This window comes from Haloechinothrix aidingensis (assembly GCF_013450155.1).
Lineage (GTDB): Bacteria > Actinomycetota > Actinomycetes > Mycobacteriales > Pseudonocardiaceae > Haloechinothrix > Haloechinothrix aidingensis.
In genome coordinates, this window is sequence record NZ_JACCKD010000001.1 from 561,536 (window position 1) to 582,430 (window position 20,895).

The 20,895-nt window shown below is 69.5% G+C and carries 19 protein-coding genes and 1 tRNA gene; 11 read left to right on the top strand and 9 right to left on the bottom strand.

What is annotated here, in order from left to right; genetic code table 11:
* The first annotated feature begins 23 nt into the window (after positions 1-23).
* On the top strand, positions 24-572 hold the full coding sequence (locus H0B56_RS02760; RefSeq protein WP_180891320.1) for a carboxymuconolactone decarboxylase family protein: 549 nt from the start codon (positions 24-26) through the stop codon (positions 570-572).
* Positions 573-668: 96 nt separating this feature from the next.
* Positions 669-2,075, top strand: coding sequence for a dihydrolipoyl dehydrogenase family protein (locus H0B56_RS02765; RefSeq protein ID WP_180891321.1), 1,407 nt, complete (start codon positions 669-671; stop codon positions 2,073-2,075).
* 54 nt (positions 2,076-2,129) lie between these two features.
* Here the strand turns inward: H0B56_RS02765 and H0B56_RS02770 are convergent, their stop codons facing one another.
* From H0B56_RS02770 to H0B56_RS02780, 3 genes are all read right to left on the bottom strand, one after another.
* The gene (locus H0B56_RS02770; protein WP_180891322.1) at positions 2,130-2,645 is read right to left on the bottom strand and encodes a gamma carbonic anhydrase family protein; all 516 of its coding nucleotides are present in this window, start codon (positions 2,643-2,645) and stop codon (positions 2,130-2,132) included.
* A gap of 110 nt (positions 2,646-2,755) precedes the next feature.
* Positions 2,756-4,300 (bottom strand): FAD-dependent oxidoreductase, encoded by a 1,545-nt coding sequence (locus tag H0B56_RS02775; RefSeq protein ID WP_180891323.1) that lies wholly within the window; start codon positions 4,298-4,300, stop codon positions 2,756-2,758.
* A gap of 4 nt (positions 4,301-4,304) precedes the next feature.
* On the bottom strand, positions 4,305-5,213 hold the full coding sequence (locus tag H0B56_RS02780; protein ID WP_180891324.1) for an AurF N-oxygenase family protein: 909 nt from the start codon (positions 5,211-5,213) through the stop codon (positions 4,305-4,307).
* A gap of 194 nt (positions 5,214-5,407) precedes the next feature.
* On the opposite strand from H0B56_RS02780, the gene H0B56_RS02785 reads away from it, so the two are divergent.
* Both H0B56_RS02785 and H0B56_RS02790 read left to right on the top strand, forming a co-directional pair.
* Positions 5,408-6,277: a PhzF family phenazine biosynthesis isomerase gene (locus H0B56_RS02785; protein WP_180891325.1), complete on the top strand. Its 870-nt coding sequence runs from the start codon at positions 5,408-5,410 to the stop codon at positions 6,275-6,277.
* Positions 6,278-6,510: 233 nt separating this feature from the next.
* Positions 6,511-6,975 carry an NUDIX domain-containing protein gene (locus tag H0B56_RS02790; RefSeq protein WP_180891326.1) on the top strand — a complete coding sequence of 155 codons (465 nt, stop codon included), beginning with the start codon at positions 6,511-6,513 and terminating at the stop codon, positions 6,973-6,975.
* Positions 6,976-7,025: 50 nt separating this feature from the next.
* Here H0B56_RS02790 and H0B56_RS02795 read toward each other — a convergent pair whose 3' ends face one another.
* Positions 7,026-7,427 carry a MarR family winged helix-turn-helix transcriptional regulator gene (locus tag H0B56_RS02795; RefSeq protein WP_180891669.1) on the bottom strand — a complete coding sequence of 134 codons (402 nt, stop codon included), beginning with the start codon at positions 7,425-7,427 and terminating at the stop codon, positions 7,026-7,028.
* Positions 7,428-7,675: 248 nt separating this feature from the next.
* Here H0B56_RS02795 and wrbA point away from each other — a divergent pair, with 248 nt between their 5' ends.
* The 4 genes from wrbA (at position 7,676) to H0B56_RS02815 (ending at position 10,946) form a co-directional block, all read left to right on the top strand.
* Positions 7,676-8,293, top strand: coding sequence for an NAD(P)H:quinone oxidoreductase (wrbA, locus tag H0B56_RS02800; protein ID WP_180891327.1), 618 nt, complete (start codon positions 7,676-7,678; stop codon positions 8,291-8,293).
* A gap of 83 nt (positions 8,294-8,376) precedes the next feature.
* Complete coding sequence (locus tag H0B56_RS02805) at positions 8,377-9,354, top strand: ring-cleaving dioxygenase (RefSeq protein ID WP_180891328.1); 978 nt, start codon at positions 8,377-8,379, stop codon at positions 9,352-9,354.
* A complete protein-coding gene (locus tag H0B56_RS02810; RefSeq protein ID WP_180891329.1) occupies positions 9,351-9,983 on the top strand; it encodes an alpha/beta hydrolase in 633 nt (210 codons plus the stop codon). The genes H0B56_RS02805 and H0B56_RS02810 overlap by 4 nt, the downstream gene beginning before the upstream one ends.
* A 69-nt stretch (positions 9,984-10,052) precedes the next feature.
* Positions 10,053-10,946 carry an LLM class flavin-dependent oxidoreductase gene (locus tag H0B56_RS02815; RefSeq protein WP_180891330.1) on the top strand — a complete coding sequence of 298 codons (894 nt, stop codon included), beginning with the start codon at positions 10,053-10,055 and terminating at the stop codon, positions 10,944-10,946.
* 181 nt (positions 10,947-11,127) lie between these two features.
* Here the strand turns inward: H0B56_RS02815 and H0B56_RS02820 are convergent, their stop codons facing one another.
* Complete coding sequence (locus tag H0B56_RS02820; RefSeq protein ID WP_180891331.1) at positions 11,128-11,958, bottom strand: helix-turn-helix transcriptional regulator; 831 nt, start codon at positions 11,956-11,958, stop codon at positions 11,128-11,130.
* A gap of 29 nt (positions 11,959-11,987) precedes the next feature.
* Positions 11,988-13,628 (bottom strand): AMP-binding protein, encoded by a 1,641-nt coding sequence (locus tag H0B56_RS02825; RefSeq protein ID WP_180891332.1) that lies wholly within the window; start codon positions 13,626-13,628, stop codon positions 11,988-11,990.
* 210 nt (positions 13,629-13,838) lie between these two features.
* Between H0B56_RS02825 and H0B56_RS02830 the strand changes: the two genes are divergently transcribed.
* A complete protein-coding gene (locus tag H0B56_RS02830; RefSeq protein WP_180891333.1) occupies positions 13,839-14,771 on the top strand; it encodes a glutathione S-transferase family protein in 933 nt (310 codons plus the stop codon).
* A gap of 66 nt (positions 14,772-14,837) precedes the next feature.
* Here the strand turns inward: H0B56_RS02830 and H0B56_RS02835 are convergent.
* The 3 genes from H0B56_RS02835 to H0B56_RS02845 form a co-directional block, all read right to left on the bottom strand.
* Positions 14,838-14,913, bottom strand: a tRNA-Lys gene (locus H0B56_RS02835).
* A 144-nt stretch (positions 14,914-15,057) separates the two neighbouring features.
* Complete coding sequence (locus tag H0B56_RS02840; RefSeq protein ID WP_180891334.1) at positions 15,058-15,216, bottom strand: hypothetical protein; 159 nt, start codon at positions 15,214-15,216, stop codon at positions 15,058-15,060.
* Positions 15,217-15,309: 93 nt separating this feature from the next.
* Positions 15,310-16,002 carry a TetR/AcrR family transcriptional regulator gene (locus H0B56_RS02845; protein WP_180891335.1) on the bottom strand — a complete coding sequence of 231 codons (693 nt, stop codon included), beginning with the start codon at positions 16,000-16,002 and terminating at the stop codon, positions 15,310-15,312.
* Positions 16,003-16,104: 102 nt separating this feature from the next.
* On the opposite strand from H0B56_RS02845, the gene H0B56_RS02850 reads away from it, so the two are divergent.
* Both H0B56_RS02850 and H0B56_RS02855 read left to right on the top strand, forming a co-directional pair.
* The gene (locus tag H0B56_RS02850; RefSeq protein ID WP_180891336.1) at positions 16,105-18,822 is read left to right on the top strand and encodes an MMPL family transporter; all 2,718 of its coding nucleotides are present in this window, start codon (positions 16,105-16,107) and stop codon (positions 18,820-18,822) included.
* Entirely contained in the window at positions 18,822-20,864 is a 2,043-nt protein-coding gene (locus H0B56_RS02855) for a YhgE/Pip family protein (RefSeq protein ID WP_180891337.1), read from the top strand. Before H0B56_RS02850 ends, H0B56_RS02855 begins: the two co-directional genes overlap by 1 nt.
* The last annotated feature ends 31 nt before the right edge of the window (positions 20,865-20,895 follow it).

A 20,895-nucleotide genomic window follows, 5' to 3' on the forward strand; every position in this document is an offset into this window, starting at 1 on the left:
GAGACGAACGCAGGGAGGACGCTGTGCCTCGAGTGCAGGTTCACGGGTTGGAGAGCGCTCCGGAGTCCAGTCGCGACAGTCTCAAGGCACTCCACGAGAAGTTCGGCGGTGTGCTCAACATCTTCGGCGAGATGGCCAACTCCCCGGCGGTGCTGAACGCCTTCACCGCGGCGGAAGGCACGATCGCCGACTACAGCTCGTTGAGCCCGGCGACGCGTGAGGCCGTCCACCTCACGGTCGCCGCGGTGAACGAGTGTGACTACTGCCAGGCCGCGTACACCCTGGCCGCGAAGTCCCAGGGATTCGACGAGGAGCAGACGAAGGCGATCCGCCGGGGTGAGGTCGGGTTCGACCCGGCGCTCGACGCTCTGTTGCGAGTCGCCCGCGAGGCGGCCGAGCACAAGGGATTCGTCGCCGACGCCACGTGGCAGCGGGCTGTGGACGCCGGTTGGTCCGAGCAGCAGCTCCTGGACACCTTCGCGGACACCGTCCGCACCATCATGACGAACTACTTCAACCACTTCGTCGGTACCGAGTCCGACTTGCCTGCAGCTCCTGACCTGGAAAGCTGAGGGTAGTAACGCGCATGCCGGGTAGCGGATCCAGCTGGATCCGCTACCCGGAAGGGAGCGCGTGCCACGGACGATCCCCAGGAAAGGAGGCATGCCATGAACGAGGCCGGCGACGCGGAGTACGACGTGATCGTGCTCGGGGGCGGTGCGGTGGGGGAGAACGCCGCCGCACGTCCCGTCGGGCACGGGCTCTCGGCCGCGGTGGTCGAGGAGCACCTGCTCGGCGGTGAGTGCTCCTACTACGCGTGCATGCCGAGCAAGGCCCTGCTACGGCCGGGGGAGGTGCTCGACGCCGTCCGGCGCGTTCCCGGCGCCAGGGAGGCGGTCACCGGCGAGATCGACACCGCGGAGGCGTTGCGACGCCGGGACAAGCTGACGTCCGGCTGGGACGACTCGGGCCAGGAGGACTGGGTGCGCGGCGAGGGCATCGCGCTCTACCGGGGTCACGGGCGGCTGGTCGGAGAGCGCGAGATCGAGGTCACCGACGAGAGTGGGGGCACGAGCAGGCTCCGTGCCACGCGGGCCGTCGTGCTGGCCACGGGAAGCCGTGCCGCCGTGCCCCCGATCGACGGGTTGCGCGAGACCCGTACCTGGGACAGCAGGGACATCACCACGGCCAAGGAGGTCCCGGAACGGCTGGTGATCCTCGGTGGCGGCGTGGTCGGCGTGGAGATGGCCCAAGCCTGGCGCTCGCTGGGCTCGCGGGAGGTCACGTTGATCGAGATGGCGGACCGGCTGCTGGGGCCCGAGGAACCGTTCGTCGGTGCCGAGCTGGCCGACGCCCTGCGGGAGAGCGGTGTGGACGTGCGGACGGGCACCCAGGCCACCGGCGTGCGCCGCCCCGCGGACGACGCGCCGGTCACGGTCACCACCAGCGACGGTGCCGAGGTGACCGCGGACGAGCTCGTGGTCGCTGTCGGCCGCGCCCCGATCACCGAGGACATCGGTTTGGAGACCGTCGGGCTGGAGCCGGGTAAGTACGTGCTCACCGACGATCAGCTGCGCGTGCTGGGGGTCGACGGGGACTGGTTGTACGCGGTCGGGGACTGCAACGGCCGCAACCTGCTGACGCACATGGGCAAGTACCAGGCACGGGTCGCCGGGGATGTCATCGCGGGCAAGTCCGCCGTGGCCCACTCCGACCACAACGCCACGCCGCGCGTGGTGTTCACGACCCCGCTGGTGGGTGCGGTCGGGCTCACCGAGGCCACGGCACGGGAGCGCGGCCACCGGGTCGTGACCGTCACGCACGACACGGGAGCCGTGGCCGGTGCGGTGACCAAGGGCGGCGGCCTGTCGGGCACGAGCAAGCTGGTCATCGACGATGACCGCCGGATCGTGCTCGGCGCGACGTTCACCGGCCCGGCCGCCGACGAGCTGGTGCACGGTGCCACGATCGCCGTGGCAGGGGAGGTACCCGTGGACAGGCTGTGGCACGCCGTGCCGTCGTTCCCCACGGTCAGCGAGGTGTGGCTGCGGCTGCTGGAGAAGTACGGGCTCTGAGTACCGCTTCCTGAACGGCAGCGAGCATCGGGTGCCCGCGCGCGTTCCGCCGTGTCAGCCCACCGCGGCGGAATGCGTGTTCTTGTGCCGCAGGTACGTCCGGGCGTTCGCGGTGATGTGGTCCCGCTCGTCCTGGCTCGTCTCGCGCCGCACCTTGCCCGGGACTCCTGCCACCAGGGAGTTGGCGGGTACCTCGGTGTTCTCTAGTACGACAGCACCGGCGGCGATGATGCTGCCGGAGCCGATCCGGGCGCCGTTGAGCACGGTCGCTCCCATCCCGACGAGCACGTCGTCCTCGATGGTGCAGCCGTGCAGCACCGCGCCGTGGCCGACCGAGACCCCTGCGCCGACGGTGACGGGCCGGTCCGGGTCGGCGTGCACCATGCACCCGTCCTGCAGGTTGCTCTCCCGCCCGAGGACGATGCGGTCGTTGTCGGCGCGTAGCACGCAGCCGTACCAGACACTCGCCTCGGCGGCGACCTCGACGGCACCGATGAGGTAAACCCCTGGGGCGACCCAGCCGCCGTCCGCCACGTGCGGGGTGGACCCGTCGAGACTGATCCGGTGCATCCGGCCTCCCTCGTACTCGCCTGCGTGCCGCGTGCCAACGTACCTATCGTCGGCGAGCGGCCGAGCGACCGCCACCGCACATCCGGCCGCCCCGTCGCGGGAGCGCCGGATCAGGAGGGTCCGGCGGCGGCGCGTGCGGGGCGCCGGGCGCGCCGCGAGGCCAGCTTGACGAAGTTCTTGGGCTTGCGGCGGGGCTCGGGCAGCCGTCCCGCGATGGCGTCGTCGAGCAGAGTCCCGACCGTCTCCTTGGCGCACGCCCTGTTCGCGCCGATGCCGCCCGAGGGGCCGCGCTTGATCCAGCCGACCACGTAGGAGTTCTGCCGCCCCTGCACGCGCCCGCCCGAGTGCGGGATGGTCCCTGCCTGTTCGTCGAACGGCAGCCCGTCCACCGGAGCGCCCCGGTAGCCGATCGCGCGGATCACCTGACCCGCGGCGATCTCGACATCGCCCGTGCCGCCGGTGGCGCGGATACCGCGAACCTGCGTGTCGCCGAGGATCTCGGCGGGCGCGGAGTTGAAACGGAACACGATGCGACGTTTCCCGTGCCCGGGTGGCGCCGAGCAGTCGACCGCCTCGCGCGTGACGCCCTGGAGCAGCCGCGCCTTGTCGCCGGTACCCGCGTCGTCGATGGCCTGGGCGACTGCCGGGTCATGCGCGTCCACCACGAGCTCGATGCCCTCGTGCTCGGTGAGCGCGAGAAGCTCCGGCCTGGTGTACGCGGCGGCGTCGGGCCCGCGCCGCCCGAGGAGCACGACCTCGCGCACCTTGCTGGACTTCAGCTGTGCCAGGGCGGTCTGCGAGATCGTCGTGCCGTCGAGCGCGCTCGGGTCGGTGGTCAGGATCCGCGCCGCGTCGAGCGCGACGTTGCCGTTGCCGACGATGACCACACGCTCGGCAGAGAGGTCGACGGCGTCCTCCGGCACGTCCGGGTGGCCGTTGTACCAGGCCACCACGGTCGTTGCCGCGATGCTGCCGGTCAGGTCCTCGCCGGGGATGCCGAGCCTGCGCGCGGACGAGGCACCGACGGCGTAGATCACGGCGTCGTGGTGGGCGGCCACCTCGTCGACCGTGACGTCCTTGCCGATCTCGACGCCCAGCCGCATCCGGAGCCGGGGGTGGTTGTGGAAGCGGGCGAAGTTCTCGCCGATCTTCTTGGTGGACTGGTGGTCGGGCGCGACGCCGTACCGGATGAGGCCGCCCGCGTGCGGCAGCCGGTCGATCAGGGTGACCCGGGCGTTGGTGTGCAGGAGCAGGTCCTCGACCGCGTACATACCCGCGGGCCCTGTGCCGACGACGGCGACGTCGAGCGGCTCGAGGTCGGCCGGGATGACCCGGTCGAACACCGGCTGGTCCCAGGAGTGGAAGTTCGGGCTCGGGTCGCTTGCTTCCGCGATGGGGTTGCGGTCCGCGTAGTAGTCGGCGTTGATGTCGGCGTAGGGCTTCAGCGACTCGGTCAGCCCCTCGACGGGGAAGATGGCGTCGACCGGGCAGGCATCCGCGCAGGCGCCGCAGTCGATGCACGCCTGCGGGTCGATGTAGAGCATCTCGGTGAGGCCGAAGTCCGGCTCGTCCGGAGTCGGATGGATGCAGTTGACCGGGCAGACCGAGATGCAGGTCGCGTCGGTGCAGCAGGTCTGTGTGATCGCGAAAGCCATGGGCTCAGATCAGGTTCGCTCGCTTGTAGAACCACATCGCCGACCTGGTGAGCAGCCCGGCCGAGTTGAGGAACTCCATCAGTCCCGCGCAGCTCGAACGCATCATCGACTTGTGGTGCTCGTTCGCCTTCGCCTCGCGGATGGCGCGCTCGGGGTCGAGTCCCGCGTTGGCGTACACGTCCTTGTTCACCATGCTGGTGACGATGAAGTACGAGGCGATCGCCACGACGAGGGCGTCGACCTGCCTGCGCAGCTTGCCGGATCCCTGCAGCCGTGCCTTGGTCTCCTCCCTGGCGAACTTCATGTGCCGGGACTCTTCGACGACGTGGATGTTGTTGATGGTGCGCACGAACGGTGCGACGCGCTCGTCCCGCATCCAGTCCCGTTGCATCACGTCGAGCACTTCCTCGGCGACCAGGATCGCGGCGTAGGCGGACTCGCCGAACGCGACGGACTTGAACAGCCTGCCGAGCTCGACGACGACGCGGTTCGGGCGGTAGGCGGGGGCGCCGAGCTTGGCCGCACCCCGCGCGAACATGATGGAGTGCCGGCACTCGTCGGCGATCTCGGTCAGCGCCCACTGGAAGGACGGGTCGGTCGGGTCCTTGGCGTAGAAGTCCCGCAGCACCATCTGCTGCAGGATCATCTCGAACCAGATGCCGGTGCTGGCTACCGAGGCGGCTTCCTGGCGGGTCAGCTCGCGCTGCTGTTCCGGCGACATCTCGTCCCAGTAGGACGTCCCGTACAGGGTGCTCCACTCGGGGCTGGCGCCGTGATAGCTCGTGTCGAGCGGCGTGTCCCAGTCGACCTCCTCGGTGGGGTCGTAGGACAGCGTCTCGGACGAGTCCAGCAACCTGCGAGCGACGTCGTCTCGGTCCTGCTGCGGGGCGACCCCGGACTCGACGGCGACCATGAGCGCCTCCCTTCGATGGTGTTACCTGAGGTAACGTTACACGAGGTAACACGGACGTCGACACCCCCGTGAATTCGATGATCATGTGGCGCGAGTCACATACGGTTGCGGCGTCAAGATCGTCTCTGAGCCGCGGTTCCCGGTCCCGGTGAGCAGCGCGGGAATGCCGCGGTCACGGTCACGGTTATCCGGACATGGTCGCTGCGTCTCGTGTTGATGTCCTCCGTTACGCCGCCTTCACCGGTGAGCCCGCCGGGGGCAATCCAGCCGGAGTGGTCCTCGATGCCGGCGAGTTGAGTGATGCCGAGATGCAGCGGATCGCGGCGGAGGTGGGCTACTCCGAAACCGCCTTCGTCGTGGACGCGACCCCTGAGCGGGGGAGCTACCGGTTGCGATATTTCAGTCCCCGCGCGGAGGTGGCTTTCTGCGGCCACGCCACCGTCGCCACCGCGATCGCGATCGCGGAGCGGTCGGGAACGGGCGAGGTGCGGTTCGAGATCGGCCCCGGCGAGATGACGCTCAACGTGACCGGGGGACAGGACGGTACCTTGTGGGCCACGTTCACCAGCGTCGCCACCCGCAGCCGCCTCGCGACCGCTGCAGAGTGGGAACCGGTCCTGAGCGCGCTCGGGTGGTCCGGCTCCGAGCTGGATCCCGCGTACCCGCCCGCGGTGGCCTACGCGGGCAACGACCACCTGGTGCTCGCTGCCGCCAGCCGGGAACGGCTGGCACGGTTGGACTACGACTTCGAGGCACTGGGTGCGCACATGCGAACCCATGGCTGGACGACGGTCCACCTCGTGTGGGCGCAGTCAGCCACCGTCTTCCACGCCCGTGACCCGTTCCCCGTCGGTGGTGTCGTGGAAGACCCCGCGACCGGAGCCGCGGCTGCCGCGTTCGGTGGTTACGTGCGTGAGCTGGGGTCGGTGGGCCTGCCTGCGCGGCTGCACATCGTTCAGGGCGAGGACATGGGCAGGCGCAGTGACCTGATGGTCGATCTGGCGGCCGATGACGACCGGGTCAGCGTCACCGGCACGGCTGTGCGGCTGCCCCGGCCGAGCTGATGCGGTCCGGGGTACGCAGGTCCGGCGAGTACGCCGTCCGGGCCTGGATACGCCGCGAGGGCCGGTGCCTCCTGGCGCGCGAATACGGCAGGACCTGGTCGTTCCAGCTCGGCAGTCACGTCGAACCCGACGAATGACAGGTCACCGCGTAGGCTGCGGCCAGGTCGGATGCACCACCTGTGCGGATGTAGCCGGCCTGGCCGCAGAGACCACACACGCGAGGACCCGTCGTCGTGCCCGACCGCCACCTCATCGATGTCCACGTTCTTCTGATCAGCGACCCCGGACTACTGCTGACCAGGCGACGCGGCGGCGGCTTCGACGGCATGTGGCACCTCCCGTCCGGCAAGCTCGACGCCGGTGAGGACGCGTTGACCGCCGCTGCGCGCGAGGCCGAGGAAGAAGTCGGCGTGCTGATCGACCCCGCCGACCTGGATCATGTGCACACGCTCCACGTCAACGGCTCCGGTCCCGAGCCCCGGCTCGGGCTGTTCTTCGCCACGGCACGCTGGATCGGTGAACCCGTCAACCGGGAACCCGACAAGTGTTCCGGCATCGGCTGGTTCGACCTCGACAGCCTGCCCACCGACCTCATCGACTACCCCGGAGCCGGGATCACCGCCTACCGTGAGGGCGTGTCCTTCTCCATCAAGGGCTGGAACCGCGAACCCGACACCGCCGTTACGGCCGGGACGTAACCCGAGCAGCGACCCCGCCGAGGACACATCGGCGGACCCGGCGACGGAGGTCACTGCGTGTCGTCGAGCCGCGCCTGCACTTGTGTGCTGATCGCGAGCAGGGTGTCGACCTGCTCGGCGGTGAGCTGGTCGAAGACCAGGTCACGGACCGTGTTCACGTGTTGGGGGGCCGCCTGTTCGATCGTGCGACGGCCCTCAGCGGTCAGCGCGATGAACGCGCCCCGCGCGTCATCGGGGCACTCCTGGCGTTCGACGAGGCCGCGGCGCTCCATGCGTGCGAGGTGATGCGACAGGCGGCTCTTCTCCCACTGCAGTGCCTGGGCCAGTTCGAGCACGCGGACGCGCTCGTCGTCTCGATCGGTGAGCTGGACCAGCACGTCGAAGTCGGACAGCGACAGCCCGGAGTCGGCCTGGAGGTCCCGGTGCAGGCGGGCGGTCAGGCGAGCGTGCATGTCGAGGTAGGCGCGCCAGGCGCGCTGCTCGTATTCGGTCAGCCAGCGAGGGTCGGTCACATCTGCCAGTGTAGCGGAGTAGTTGACACGTCACCATGTTCCCTCTATTATCTTTGGTGATACGTCAACTATCTGGGTGCGGCCGTATCGGATCCCGAGTCCGACGAGAGCGAGCGGGCGCCCGGCAGGACGAAGCAGCGCACGCATTCCGGCCGTGCCGGAATGCCACCGAAGGAGGACAGGACGACATGAACCAGCCGGTCAAGCTGAGCGTGATCTACTACTCGGCCACGGGCACGATCGCGGAAATGGCGTCGGTACTGGCCAAGACCGCCGAGGCCGAGGGGGCGGAGGTCCGCGTACGCCGGGCAGCCGAACTGGCTCCGGACGAGGCGATCGATTCCAATCCGGCTTGGCGCGAGAACGTGGAGTCGACCAGGCACATACCCGAGGCCACCCCCGATGACGTGGTGTGGGCCGATGCGGTGGTTTTCGGCTCGCCGACGCGGTACGGCAACGTGGCGGCGCAGCTGAAGCAGTTCCTCGACACGCTCGGGCCGCAGTGGCAGCAGGGCTTGCTGGCCGACAAGGTGTACAGCGGGTTCGTCTCCAGCGCCACGCGGCACGGTGGACAGGAATCCACCCTGCTCGCCCTGTACAACACCATTCATCACTTCGGCGGAATCGTCGCCAGCCCCGGCTACACCGATCCGGCGAAGTTCGTTGACGGCAACCCGTACGGCACCAGCCACGTGGATGGCAACGGTCAGCTGCCCGTCGACGAGGACACCCGGACCGCCGCGAGCGTGCAGGGCAAGCGTGTCGTGGCCATCGCGGCCGCGATGGCGAACGTTCGTGCGGCGTGACGATGCGACACGCCTGAAGCCCTGGTACGGCCGCCGGGAACTGCACCTGCGGCCGGACCAGGGTTTCGGGGAGGAGAGCAAGTATGACTCTGGCAACCAGCGGGCTGCACCACGTGACAGCCATCGCGGGTGACCCGCAACGCAACGCGGAGTTCTACCTGCGCACGCTCGGGCTTCGGCTGGTCAAGACGACGGTCAACTTCGACGCCCCGGACGTCTACCACCTCTATTACGGCGACGAGTCCGGTCGGCCGGGCACCTTGTTGACCTTCTTCCCGTTCGGCCAGGTACCGCCGGGCCGACGCGGGACGGGGCAGGCCACGACGACCGCGTTCTCGGTACCGGCATCCTCGATCGGCTGGTGGCGCAAGCATCTGCGGGACCTGGGGGTCGAGGTCAGCGATATCGCCGAACGTGACGGTGAGGCGGCGCTGACCTTCAACGACCCGGACGGGCTCGAGCTGGCGCTGGTGGCCCATCCGCAGGGAGACCAGCGCGACCCGTGGGACAACGGGGTCATCCCGCCCGAGCACGGGGTTCGCGGGCTGCACTCGGTGACGCTGTCCACGGCAAGCGAGTCCGGCACTGTCGCGATGCTGGAGGAGCTGGGGCTGCACGCAGCGGGCCAGGACGGCAACCGGCTCCGGTTCGCCGCGGGAGCCGGCGAACCGGGCGGTTTGGTGGACGTGGTGGTCTCCCCGAACGGTCCGCACGGGCTCGTGGCAGGCGGTACCGTGCACCACGTGGCATGGCGCGCGCCGGACGAGGCCACGCAGGAACGGTGGCGCGCGGAGCTCGTCGAGCGGGGAGCGCAGGTTACCTCGATCCTCGACCGGCAGTACTTCCGCTCGATCTACTTCCGCGAACCCGGCGGAACGCTGCTGGAGATCGCGACGGACCAGCCCGGGTTCAACGTCGACGAGCCCCTGCTGGAACTCGGCAGGGCGCTGAAACTGCCACCGTGGTTGGAGCCCGATCGCGAGCAGATCGAGGCAGCACTGCCGGACCTGTCGTTGCCGGCCGAGAACAACCCGGAACTCGAGGAAAGGACCACGCCATGACCGCCACATTGGACCGTCCCCACGTGTGGTTACCAGGCTCCTCGGACACGCCGGAAGCTCCGCTGTTGTTGCTGCACGGCACCGGCGGTGACGAACACGACCTGCTGCCGTTGCGCGACCACCTCGCACCCACGGCACCGGCGCTGTCCGTGCGCGGGTCGGTGCAGGAGAACGGGATGCCCCGGTTCTTCCGCCGCCTGCGCGAGGGGGTGTTCGACGAGCAGGACCTGCGTGCCCGGGTCGACGAGCTCACTGAGTTCCTCACCGCGGCGGAGCAGGTGTACGACGTCGAGCCCGGCACGTGGCGCGCGGTCGGGTTCTCCAACGGCGCCAACATCGCGTCCGCGACCCTCCTGCGCAGACCGGGGGCGCTGTCCGGAGCGGTGCTGCTTGCCGCGATGGTTCCGTTCCACACCCCGCCGCGGGCGGACCTGACCGGCAAACGGGTCGCGGTGGTCAACGGGCAGGCCGACCCGATGGCCACCCCCGAACACACCGCCACGCTCACCGAGCAGCTTCGTGCGGCGGGTGCGACGGTGAGCGTTCACACTCACCAGGGTGGACACACGATCAATCCACAGCTGCTCCCGGCTGTGGCCGAGTTTCTGGAGAGAGCGAACCACATGTGACCGGCGGAGCGGGGCCGGGCGTCAGCCGCCGGTTGACGCAGGCACCCACCGTACGGAAAGGAACGGGACATGGGTGACTACGGGCGCGAGCTGCAGTTCGGCGCATTCGTCACGCCGGATGCCGAGGCTGTGGCCCACACGCTGCACGTAGCCTCCGTGAGCGATGAACGCGAGCTTGACCTGATCGGTATCCAGGACCATCCGTACCAGAAACGATTCCTGGACACCTGGTCCCTGATGGCCACCATCCTCGCCCGCACGCACCACGTTCGCGTCTTCCCCGACGTAGCGAGCCTGCCCCTGCGCGCACCGGCGGTGCTCGCGAAAGCCGCTGCCAGCCTCGACCTGCTGTCCGGCGGGCGCGTCGAGCTGGGCCTGGGTGCCGGAGCGTTCTGGAAAGCCATCGGTGCCATGGGCGGGCCGGTACGCAGCCCCGGTCAGGCCGCGACGGCACTGACCGAGGCGGTCGCGGTGATCCGAGCCATGTGGTCCGGTGCGCCCTCCGTACGAGTCGACGGCACCTACTACCAGCTGTCCGGGGTGCACCCCGGCCCCGCACCCGCGCATCCCATCGGCCTGTGGCTCGGTGTGCTCGGCCCACGCCTGCTCGCCGAGGTCGGACGCTCAGCAGACGGCTGGGTACCGTCGTCGAGTTACGTGGCGCCGGACGGTCTTGCCGACAAGCACGCCCGTATCGACGACGCCGCGTACGACGCGGGCCGTGACCCCGCCGGGATCCAGCGCATCTACAACATCTTCGGCACGATCACCACCACCGGATCGCGCGGATTCCTGCACGGTCCGGCCGAACAGTGGATCGACCAGCTCACCGAACTCGTCCTTGAGTACGGCATGGACACCTTCGTGCTCGGAACCGACGGGGACGACCCTGACCAGATCCGCGCCTTCGCCGACGACATCGCCCCTGCGGTTCGTGCCGCCGTGGCCGACGAACGCCGCTGAGACCGGCAGCGCGAATCGAGGTCCGGGAGGCCGGTGTGGACGGCTGCTGCGACGTCCAGGGCAGCGACGATCGCACCGCCGGACACGCGGCCCCTGCTCAGAACGAGTTGGTTGCCCAGACGTGTTCCGCTCCTTGGAGTCGTTGCCGATCACCGTCAGCGAATCGGCGACATGACTGCCGCTAGGTAATCAGCCCGGCCCGGCGGCACGCCGCGATCAGCGCCAGTCGGTTGTGCACGCCGGTCTTACGCATGGCCGTCTTGAGGTAGGCCTTGATGGTTGCGGGGGCGAGCCCGAGCCGGCAGGCGACGTCGGCGTTGGACAGCCCGGCAGCGACCTGCACCACGACGTCCAGCTCGCGGCGGGTGAGCTGGTAGTCGGTCTGAGGCGGCTCGCTCGGTTGCCCGCCGCCACCGGCCCGCACGGACAACGCCTCGATGCGGGCGCGCAGTTGGGGGTCGGTGACCTCGTCGGCGAGAGCGCGCGCCTCGGCGTGGACGGCGCGTAGCTGCTCGCGCAGGTGTGCCGACTCCCGGGCACCGGCCGCGGTGTCGAGCTCGTCGAACCGGCGTGCCACCTCGTCGTCGACCCGCAGGTCGAACCGGTACTCGTTGATCAGCCGGTACGCGATGTCGATCCGCCGGTCGCTGATCGGGTTCGCGCTGCGCAGGGCGCCGTAGATCATCGCGCGCGGCACGCCGTCCAGCATCACCGGAATCGCCAGGATCGACCGTAGTCCCGACTGCGCGACCGGCTGGTCGAAGTCGTGCGTGATGCAGTCGGCGCGCTGGTAGTCGGTGACCGCCATCGGCCTGCCAAGCAGCATCGCCTTGCCGCCGATGCCGGCGCCGGCATCGACGACGACGCCGTTCAGCGGGTGCATGCGCTGCCCGGAAACCCGGTCGATCAGGTACCGGTCGCTACGGGGCGCTATCTCCGCGCCGAAGGAGCCGTCGAGTCCGGCCGAACTCCGGATCCGCTCGACAAGACCCTCTAACCGTGCTCGCGGCATCTTCCGAGTGTCGCACAGGAAATGCCTGATCAGCGACCTCCGGAGAGGATCTCGATGGCCCGCTCGCGCATGTCGACCTTGCGCACCTTGCCGGTGACGGTCATCGGGAACTCGTCGACGACGTGCACGTAGCGCGGGATCTTGTAGTGCGTGAGCCTGTCGGTGGCGAACTCCCGCAGCGACTCGGCGGTAATCGGCTCCGCGCCGTCGCGGAGGATGACCCAGGCCATCAGCTCCTCGCCGTACCGCTCATCCGGCACGCCGATGACCTGCGCATCGACGATGTCGGGGTGGGTGTGCAGGAACTCCTCGATCTCGCGGGGGTAGATGTTCTCGCCACCCCGGATGATCATGTCCTTGATGCGGCCGGTGACCTGGACGTACCCCTCGTCATCCATCACGGCGATGTCGCCGGTGTGCATCCAGCGTGCGGCGTCGATGGCCTCGGCGGTTTCGTCCGCCTGCTCCCAGTACCCGAGCATCACCGAGTAGCCGCGGGTGCAGAACTCGCCAGGGGTGCCGCGTGGCACGGTCAGTCCGGATTCCGGGTCGATGATCTTCACCTCGAGGTGCGGGTGCACCTGCCCCACCGTCGACACCCGGCGTTCGATGGTGTCGTCGGTACGGGTCTGCATCGACACCGGCGACGTCTCCGTCATGCCGTAGCAGATGGTGACCTCGCGCATGCCCAGCCGGTCGATGACCTGCTTCATGATCTCGGCCGGGCAGGGAGCGCCCGCCATGATCCCGGTGCGCAGGCTCGACACGTCGTACTGATCGAGCGACGGCTCGGACAGCTCGGCGATGAACATCGTGGGTACGCCATACAGCGAGGTGCAGCGCTCGGCGGCGACGGTCTCCAGCGTCGCCTCGGGGTCGAAACCGGGCGCGGGGATGACCATGCAGGCGCCGTGGCTCGTGGCGGCGAGATTGCCCATCACCATGCCGAAACAGTGGTAGAACGGCACCGGGATGCAGATCCGGTCGGCTTCGGTGTAGCCGCACAGCTCGCCGACGAAGAAGCCGTTGTTGAGGATGTTGTGGTGCGACAGCGTCGCGCCCTTGGGGAACCCGGTCGTGCCCGAGGTGTACTGGATGTTGATCGGGTCGTCCGGCGAGAGGGTGGCCGCGATGTCGTCGAGCCTGGCGTGGTCGGCGGCCGCACCTGTGGCGAGCAGGTCGTGCCACTCGGGGGTGCCGAGAACCAGCACGTCGCTCAGGGTGGGGCAGTCCGGCCGAGCCTCGTCGATCATGGCGACGTAGTCCGACGACTTGAAGCCGGACGCCGAGATGAGGGTGCTGATACCGGCCTGGTTGAGGACGTAGGTCAGCTCATGCGTGCGGTAGGCCGGGTTGATGTTGACCAGGATCGCGCCGAGCTTCGCCGTCGCGTACTGCACGAGTGTCCATTCCGGGCAGTTCGGGGACCAGATGCCCACCCGGTCACCCTTGCCGACACCGCGTGCGGCGAGGCCGAGCGCGACGGCGTCGACGTCGTCGGCGAACGCCCGGTACGTCCAGCGCCTGCCGCTCGGGTGGTCGACCAGCGCCTCGCGGTCACCGAACGCCGCGACGGTGCGGGTGAGGTTGTCGCCGATCGTGTCACCGAGCAGCGGGACCTCGGACGTGCCTGACGCGTAGCTCGGACGTTGCGGCGTCGCTGCTGACATGGGCCCTCCGGTCGTCGTGCTGTGCTGGGTCGCGGGGTGAAGTACGCCACCCTCGCCGCGGTGCGCTCAACCGGCTACCCACAAAAGTGGGTGCCTGACGCCCGGAGCGGTTCACCGCCCGAGGATCGACTCCTCACGGGCACCGTGCCGCCGTCGTACGGCGTCCGACGCGTGCCGACATCGCGGGACCGCCGGACGTAGGCTGGGCGTATGGCCGACAAGTCGTTCCGCCGGGACATGAACTACGTGCCGGACCGGATCACCAAGGATGCCCGCACGCCCGAGCACGGGCCGGTCGACGGCGAGTTGTGGCCCGTCGAGCCGGGCCGGTACCGGCTGATCGCAGCTCCTGCGTGCCCGTGGGCGAACCGGAGCGTCATCGTCCGCAAGCTGCTCGGGCTGGAGGATGTGATCTCGCTCGGGCAACCCGGCCCCACCCATGACGAGCGCAGCTGGACCTTCGACCTCGACCCGGGCGGCCGTGACCCGGTGCTGGGTATCGAGCGGCTGCAGGAGGCGTACTTCCGGCGGTTCCCGGACTACCGACGCGGTATCACGGTGCCCGCGATCGTCGAGGTTTCCAGCGGGAAGCTGGTCACCAACGACTTCCCGTGGATCACCCACGATTTCTGGCACGAGTGGACCGACTACATCAAGCCGGATGCACCGGACCTGTGGCCCGCCGGACTCCGCGAGGAGATGGACGCGGTCATGGAGCGAATCTTCACCGAGATCAACAACGGCGTCTACCGTTGCGGCTTCGCCGGATCCCAGGAGGCGTACGAGGAGGCCTACGACCGGCTGTGGACGAGCCTCGACTGGCTCGAGGAACGGCTGGCGGGGCGTCGGTACCTGATGGGGGACACCATCACGGAGGCAGACATCCGGCTGTTCACCACACTGGTGCGCTTCGACGCCGTCTACCACGGCCACTTCAAGTGCAACCGGCAGAAGCTGTCGGAGATGCCCGTGCTGTGGGCCTACGCCCGCGACCTCTACCAGACCCCCGGTTTCGGCGAAACGATCGACTTCGAGCAGATCAAGACCCACTACTACGTGGTACACACCAGCATCAACCCGACCCAGATCGTGCCCAAGGGCCCCGACCCGGATGCGTGGCGGACACCGCACGGGCGCGGCTGACGCGGCGAGGTCGATTCGGCGCCGTTCACCGCGGCCGACTGCCGTCCGATCGCTGACCTGGGATGATGGTGGGCCGCCTGGGACTCGAACCCAGAACCTACGGATTAAAAGTCCGCAGCTCTGCCAATTGAGCTAACGGCCCGGCGCGGTCAGTGTATCCGGACGTCTTGACGTGATCACATGGGCGGTGCCTGCTTGTATTGCCTGCACGAATGCGTCTACGCCGCTTGCGGCTACAGGGGCGTGCCTTGTGTGTCCGGCGTCGGCGCCCCGGCGCTGTGCCGGCTCATCGGCGCTCCATGATCGCCAGGTAGTCGCCGCTGCCGGTCTGGTGCACATCGGTGAGTTGCCAGGGTGAGTCGGCCAGGGGTTCTTCCAGCTCCCGCGGGGAGCAGAGCAGGTAGTCGAACCAGGGCGTGGCCAGCCGCTCGTGGCGGACCCGCATGCGCACCTGCCCCGCCATCCTGTCGTGAGCCCGGTTGTGCCGGTGGTACGCGAGGTGATCAGGATTGTCCGTGGCGTACGGGTCGTAGCCCGCTCATTCCTCGCGCACGACCAGCGACAGCAGGACCTCGGGCAGCACCTCGGTGAGCAGCCGGTCGTCCGTCGTCGCGTCCACGCCCTCGAACAGGGCCTGCTCCAGGGCCTTCTCGTATATCGCCGCCAGCACCGATACCGCGTCATGCGGTGTGACGCGCAGCGCGATGTCGAGTCGCCGGAGCATGTCGGCCAGGATGTCGCCGATCTCGTCGAAGAACCGGCGCTGCGCCCGCTCGGCCTGCTCCCGTAGCCGCGGCTGCCGTAACGCGTGCACCCGGAACTCGCTGACGAGCAGGTGCCACCGCTGGTCGGGCACGAGCGGTTCCATGAACAGCGTGCCGATCTGCCGGACGGTCTCCCGCAGCGACTGCCTTCCCGCCACGGCGTTGTCGGCCAGGACGTCGTCGATGACGGCCCGCAGCCGCTCGCGGCGCTCGTGCATCTGTTCCTCGTACATCGCCAGGAACAGGTCTTCCTTGCTGGTGAAGTTCGAGTAGAACGCACCCCGGCTGAAGCCGGCCCGGTCGCAGATCAGCTCGATCCGCGCGTCCCGGATCCCGTGCTCGGTGAGTACGTCGAACGCCGCGTCGACCAGCCTGCGCCGCGTCTCGGCGCGCCGGGGTGTCGTGCGAGGGCGCGGGACCTCCTCCACCGCCTCGGCCGTGGCACTGTCACCCGTTGCCCGCGTCATCGTGTGATTCGCCCCGCATTCCACGCCCAGCAAGCGCTTAGCGTACTTAGGGTAGGACGATACACCGTGTATCGATCGAGGTGAAAGCCCCGGGAGTGTGAATTGTCGTCGTTGCTGTACCGCCTGGGCCGGGCCACGGCCCGTGGCCGGGCCCTCGTCCTGGCAGCCTGGCTCGCCCTTCTCGCGCTCTCCGGCGGTGCCGCGCTGCTGCTGGGTCAGGGCACCGACGACACCTTCGCCATACCCGGCTCCGAGTCCCAGGAGACGTTGGACTACCTCGGGCACGTCTTCCCCGAGATGAGCGGGGCACAGGCGCAGCTGGTGGTGGTCGTACCCGAGGGTCAGCGGGTCGACACCCCGGCCAACCGGGAGGCCGTCGAGGCCGCGGTCGGCGAGATCGAGGAGGTCCCCGATGTCGCGCTGGTGGCGAACCCGTTCGACGAGGACGTGCATGATGTCGTGTCCCCGGACGGGCGCGCGGCCCTGATCGCGGTACCGCTCGACGTCGACATCGAGGACGTCTCCGAGCGGACCAGGAGCGACATCGCGGCCATCGCCGAGGACCTGCGCGCCGACATCGGTTCCGGGGCCGAGGTGCACACCGGCGGCAAGGCCTTCGAGGAGCTCGTGCCGGAGTTCAGCATCGTCGAGATCATCGGCGTCGCCGTCGCGCTCGTCGTGCTGCTCGTGCTGTTCAAGTCGATCCTCGCCGCGGGCATGCCGCTGATCACGGCGGTGATCGGCGTGGGGGTCTCCGTCGGGCTGATCATGGCCGTGACCGTGCTGACCCCGATCTCGTCGACCGCCCCGATGCTGGCCGTGATGCTCGGGCTCGCGGTCGGTATCGACTACGCCCTGTTCATCCTCTCCCGGCATCGTGACCAGCTCGCCGAGGGCGTCGAGGTGGAGGAGTCGATCGCGCGCGCCGTGGCGACCGCCGGGTCGGCGGTGCTGTTCGCGGGCGTCACCGTGATGATCGCGCTGCTGGCGCTGTTCGTGGCGGGCATCCCGTTCCTCACCACGATGGGTATCGCCGCCGCGGGTGCGGTGGCGATCGCCGTGCTCGTCGCCGTCACCCTCCTGCCCGCCCTGATGGCGTTCGCGGGCAGGCGCCTACGCCCCCGCACGCCGCGCCGCGCGCGAAACGGCCGGGGGCGTCCCGCGCGGGCCGGTCTGGCCGCGAAGTGGGTGCGCGGGGTGACGAGGGCACCGGTGATCACCATCGTTGTGCTGGTCGCCGGTCTCGGCCTGATCTCCCTGCCGGGTGGCAGCCTCCAGCTCGCCCTGCCGAACGGCGGCAGCGAGGAGGAGGGCGCCCCCGCACGGGATGCCTACGACGCGCTCACCGAGCACTTCGGCCCCGGCTACAACGGCCCGCTGCTGGTGGTCGCGGACATCATCGGCTCGCACGACCCGGTCGGCGTCGTCGACGGCATCGCCGGGGACATCGAGGAGATCGACGGTGTCCAGACGGTCCCGCTGGCCACACCCAACCGGGACGCCGACACCGGCGTCATCCAGGTGATCCCCTCGAGCGGACCCGACTCCGAGGAGACCAAGCAGCTCGTCCAGACGCTGCGCGACCACGAGGAGCACTTCGCCGACGCCTACGGCGTGAGCACCTCCGTGACCGGACTGACCGCGATCGCCATCGACGTCTCGGACCAGCTGGGTGACGCGTTGCTGCCGTTCGGGGGCATCGTCGTCGGGCTCTCGCTGTTGCTGCTTGCGATGGTGTTCCGCTCGATCTGGGTACCGATCAAGGCGAGCGTGGGCTACCTCCTGTCCGTCGGTGCCGCGTTCGGCGCCACCGCGCTGGTGTTCCAGCACGGCCACTTCGCGGAGCTGCTGAACGTCACCGAGACCGGCAGCGTGATCAGCTTCCTGCCGATCATGCTCATGGGCATCCTCTTCGGACTCGCCATGGACTACCAGGTCTTCCTGGTCTCCCGCATCCGTGAGGACTACGTGCACGGCGGCGACCCGCACCGCGCGATCGAGACCGGGTTCGTCTCCGCGTCCCGGGTGGTCGTCGCCGCCGCCGTCATCATGTTCGCGGTGTTCGCCGCGTTCGTGCCGGAAGGCATGGCGACGCTCAAGCCCATCGCGTTCAGCCTCGCGGTCGGCGTGTTCGTCGACGCCTTCCTCGTGCGGATGACGCTGGTGCCCGCGATCCTGTCGTTGCTCGGCGAGCGCGCGTGGGGGCTTCCGCCGAGGCTGGACCGCAAGCTGCCCGCTTTCGACGCCGAAGGTGGCGCCCTGGAGCACGAGCTGCAGCTGGCCGACTGGCCGTCCCCGGACTCGGCCGAGGTTGTCAGCGCGCGCGAGCTGAGCCTGACCGACGACAGGGGCCGCGTGGTGTTCTCCGGCGTGGACACCCACCTCCTGCCGGGGGGTCTGCTCGGCGTGCACGGCTCCGGACCGTCCGGCAAGACCGCGTTGCTGTACGCGATCGGCGGCCGGGTGCCCGGCATCGACGGGGACCTGAAGGTGCTCGGCAGGGTGGTCCCGCAGCACGCTCGGGCGGTGCGCACCCGCGTGGCGCTGATCGCCTGCCGTGACACAGACACGCCCGCGGACGAGGCGCGGACGGCCCTGTCCGACGGCCTGTCCTTGCTCCTGTTCGACGACCTGGACGCGGTGGTCAACACCGGCCAGCGCGACGCCCTGCGCACGCTGCTCGCGCGGCCGGTCACCCCGGACGGGACGCCCGCCGGGGTCGTGTTCACCTGCCAGGACCCGAACCTGCTGCTCGACATCCTGCCCCCGACGCGGTTGTCGACCATCGATCTGTCTCGCCGGCTCGTTGAGGTGCCCTGATGCTGAATCCACTGGCCAACACCGCTCGCGCCCACGCGCCGGGACCGCTGTCCTGGCGCACCTGGGCGGGGCTGGTCGTCATCCCCGTACTGGTGCTCGGCTTGCTCACGTGGGCGTTCGCCGCGCCGCAGGGTGAGCACAACGACGCGCGAGCCGCCGTGGTCAACAACGACGAACCCGTCGAGATCGACGGCCAGATGATGCCCATCGGGCGGGAGCTCGCCGCGAAGCTCACCCAGGACGACGACCCCGCCGGGTACTCGTGGGTGCTCACCGACGCCGAGGACGCGCGCTCCGGTGTGGACGACGGGAGCTACGTCGCGACGGTGACGATCCCGGAGAACTTCTCCGCGCACGCTACGTCGACCGCGAACGAGGACCCGATGGAGGCCACGCGGGCGTTGCTGGAGATCGAGGTCTCCGACAGCGCCGGGCTGGCCGACCCCCAGGCCAGCAAGCGATCCGCCGAGGAGCAGGTCGACGAGCTCAACCGGGAGGTCGTGCAATCGCAGCTCGAGCAGATCTACGGGGCGTTCACCGAGATGCACGACCAGCTCGGCGAGGCCGTCGACGGTGCCTTCGAGCTGGCAGGAGGTGCGGGTGAGCTCGCAGGCGGCGCCGAGGAGCTGGCTGGCGGCGTCGGTGAGCTGAACCGGGCGGCGCAGGAGCTCGCCGGGGGTGCCGAGGAGCTGGCCGACGGCACCGGCGAGCTGTCGGCGGGCGCCGGGGAGCTCGCGGACGGTCTCGGCGAGGCGCGGGACGAGACCGCGCGGTTGCCCGAGCTGACCCGCAAGCTCGCCGAGGGCGCGCGCGAGGTCGCCAAGGGCAACCGGCAGATCGCCGACACGGTGGCCCCGCTGGCGGACCGGGTGATCGACGCGGTGGACGCCCTGCCGTCGGCGACGGAGACCGCGGACAAGCTCAGCCGGATGGCCCAGCGTTGTGCCGACGAGGGCGGCGAGGCCGAGTTCTGTGAGCAGTTGACCAGCCTGTCCGAACGGGTCAGCGAGCACGCCGCGACGATCGACGGGGCGACCTCGCGCGTGCGGGACGCGGCCGTGCAGGCCAAGGAGGCGGTCACCGGGCTCGCCGACGGCGCCGAGCAGGTCGCCGATGGCAACGAGCGGCTGGCAGACGAGATGCCCGGGCTCACCGCGGGTATCGCCGAGGCCGCGGACGGCGCGGAGGAGCTGCACAGCGGGATCGTCGAGCTCGACTCCGGTGCCGCGGAGCTGGCGACAGGGGCAGGCAGGCTCGCCGACGGCACCTCCAGGTTGTCCGGCGGTGCGGCCGAGCTGGCAGGCGGCGCGGACGAGGTGCACGGCGGCACCGAACAGCTCGCTTCCGAGCTGGACGACGGGCAGGACCAGGTGCCGAACTACGACGAGGACGAGCGCGAGCACCTCAGCGAGATCGCGGCGACGCCGACCGCGGCGGACGTCCGCGGGACGCCGGACTTCGGCCACGCGGCGGTGGCGCTGTTCATGGCGCTCGCGTTGTGGGCAGGTGGACTCGCGACCTACCTGGTCACCCGGGCCGTACCGGCAGAGGTGCTGGCCTCGAGGGACCCCAGCTGGAAGATCATCCTGCGCGCCGCGGTCCCCGGCGCGACGATCGCGACGATCAGTGCCGTGGCGGTGAGCCTCATCCTGTGGCCGGTGCTGGGGCTGAGCTTCGGCGAGGTGGTGGCGTTCCTCGGTGTCTCGCTGCTGGCCGCGGCCGCGTTCATGGTGCTCAACCAGGCCCTGGTGGCGATATTCAAGCGTCCGGGCCGGTTCGTGTCCGTGGCGGTGCTGGTGCTGACGCTGGGCGTCAACGTGATCTCCACGGTCCCGGCGAGCTTCTCCGCCCTGGGAGCGTTGCTGCCGACCCAGGGGGCGGTGCGGGCGCTGAGCGCGATCACCACCGGAGCCTCCGGCGGGTACTCAGGGGTGCTCGAGCTGGTGATCTGGCTGGTCATCGGCAGCGTGGCGATGATCGCCGTCACCGACCGCCGCCGCGTGCTGCCTGCCAAGAACCTACGGGTGGGGAGCCGAACGTGACATCGGGCTCCTTCTAAGGAACCGAGGTCAC

Coding starts and splice junctions, on each gene's coding strand:
- H0B56_RS02805 (WP_180891328.1), top strand. CDS start 8,377: ATGACTCTGGCAACCAGCGGGCTGCACCACGTGACAGCCATCGCGGGT.
- wrbA (WP_180891327.1), top strand. CDS start 7,676: ATGAACCAGCCGGTCAAGCTGAGCGTGATCTACTACTCGGCCACGGGC.
- H0B56_RS02825 (WP_180891332.1), bottom strand. CDS start 13,628: ATGTCAGCAGCGACGCCGCAACGTCCGAGCTACGCGTCAGGCACGTCC.
- H0B56_RS02775 (WP_180891323.1), bottom strand. CDS start 4,300: ATGGCTTTCGCGATCACACAGACCTGCTGCACCGACGCGACCTGCATC.
- H0B56_RS02815 (WP_180891330.1), top strand. CDS start 10,053: ATGGGTGACTACGGGCGCGAGCTGCAGTTCGGCGCATTCGTCACGCCG.
- H0B56_RS02840 (WP_180891334.1), bottom strand. CDS start 15,216: ATGCGGGTCCGCCACGAGCGGCTGGCCACGCCCTGGTTCGACTACCTG.
- H0B56_RS02785 (WP_180891325.1), top strand. CDS start 5,408: ATGGTCGCTGCGTCTCGTGTTGATGTCCTCCGTTACGCCGCCTTCACC.
- H0B56_RS02820 (WP_180891331.1), bottom strand. CDS start 11,958: ATGCCGCGAGCACGGTTAGAGGGTCTTGTCGAGCGGATCCGGAGTTCG.
- H0B56_RS02765 (WP_180891321.1), top strand. CDS start 669: ATGAACGAGGCCGGCGACGCGGAGTACGACGTGATCGTGCTCGGGGGC.
- H0B56_RS02855 (WP_180891337.1), top strand. CDS start 18,822: ATGCTGAATCCACTGGCCAACACCGCTCGCGCCCACGCGCCGGGACCG.
- H0B56_RS02810 (WP_180891329.1), top strand. CDS start 9,351: ATGACCGCCACATTGGACCGTCCCCACGTGTGGTTACCAGGCTCCTCG.
- H0B56_RS02780 (WP_180891324.1), bottom strand. CDS start 5,213: ATGGTCGCCGTCGAGTCCGGGGTCGCCCCGCAGCAGGACCGAGACGAC.
- H0B56_RS02830 (WP_180891333.1), top strand. CDS start 13,839: ATGGCCGACAAGTCGTTCCGCCGGGACATGAACTACGTGCCGGACCGG.
- H0B56_RS02795 (WP_180891669.1), bottom strand. CDS start 7,427: ATGCACGCTCGCCTGACCGCCCGCCTGCACCGGGACCTCCAGGCCGAC.
- H0B56_RS02845 (WP_180891335.1), bottom strand. CDS start 16,002: ATGACGCGGGCAACGGGTGACAGTGCCACGGCCGAGGCGGTGGAGGAG.
- H0B56_RS02770 (WP_180891322.1), bottom strand. CDS start 2,645: ATGCACCGGATCAGTCTCGACGGGTCCACCCCGCACGTGGCGGACGGC.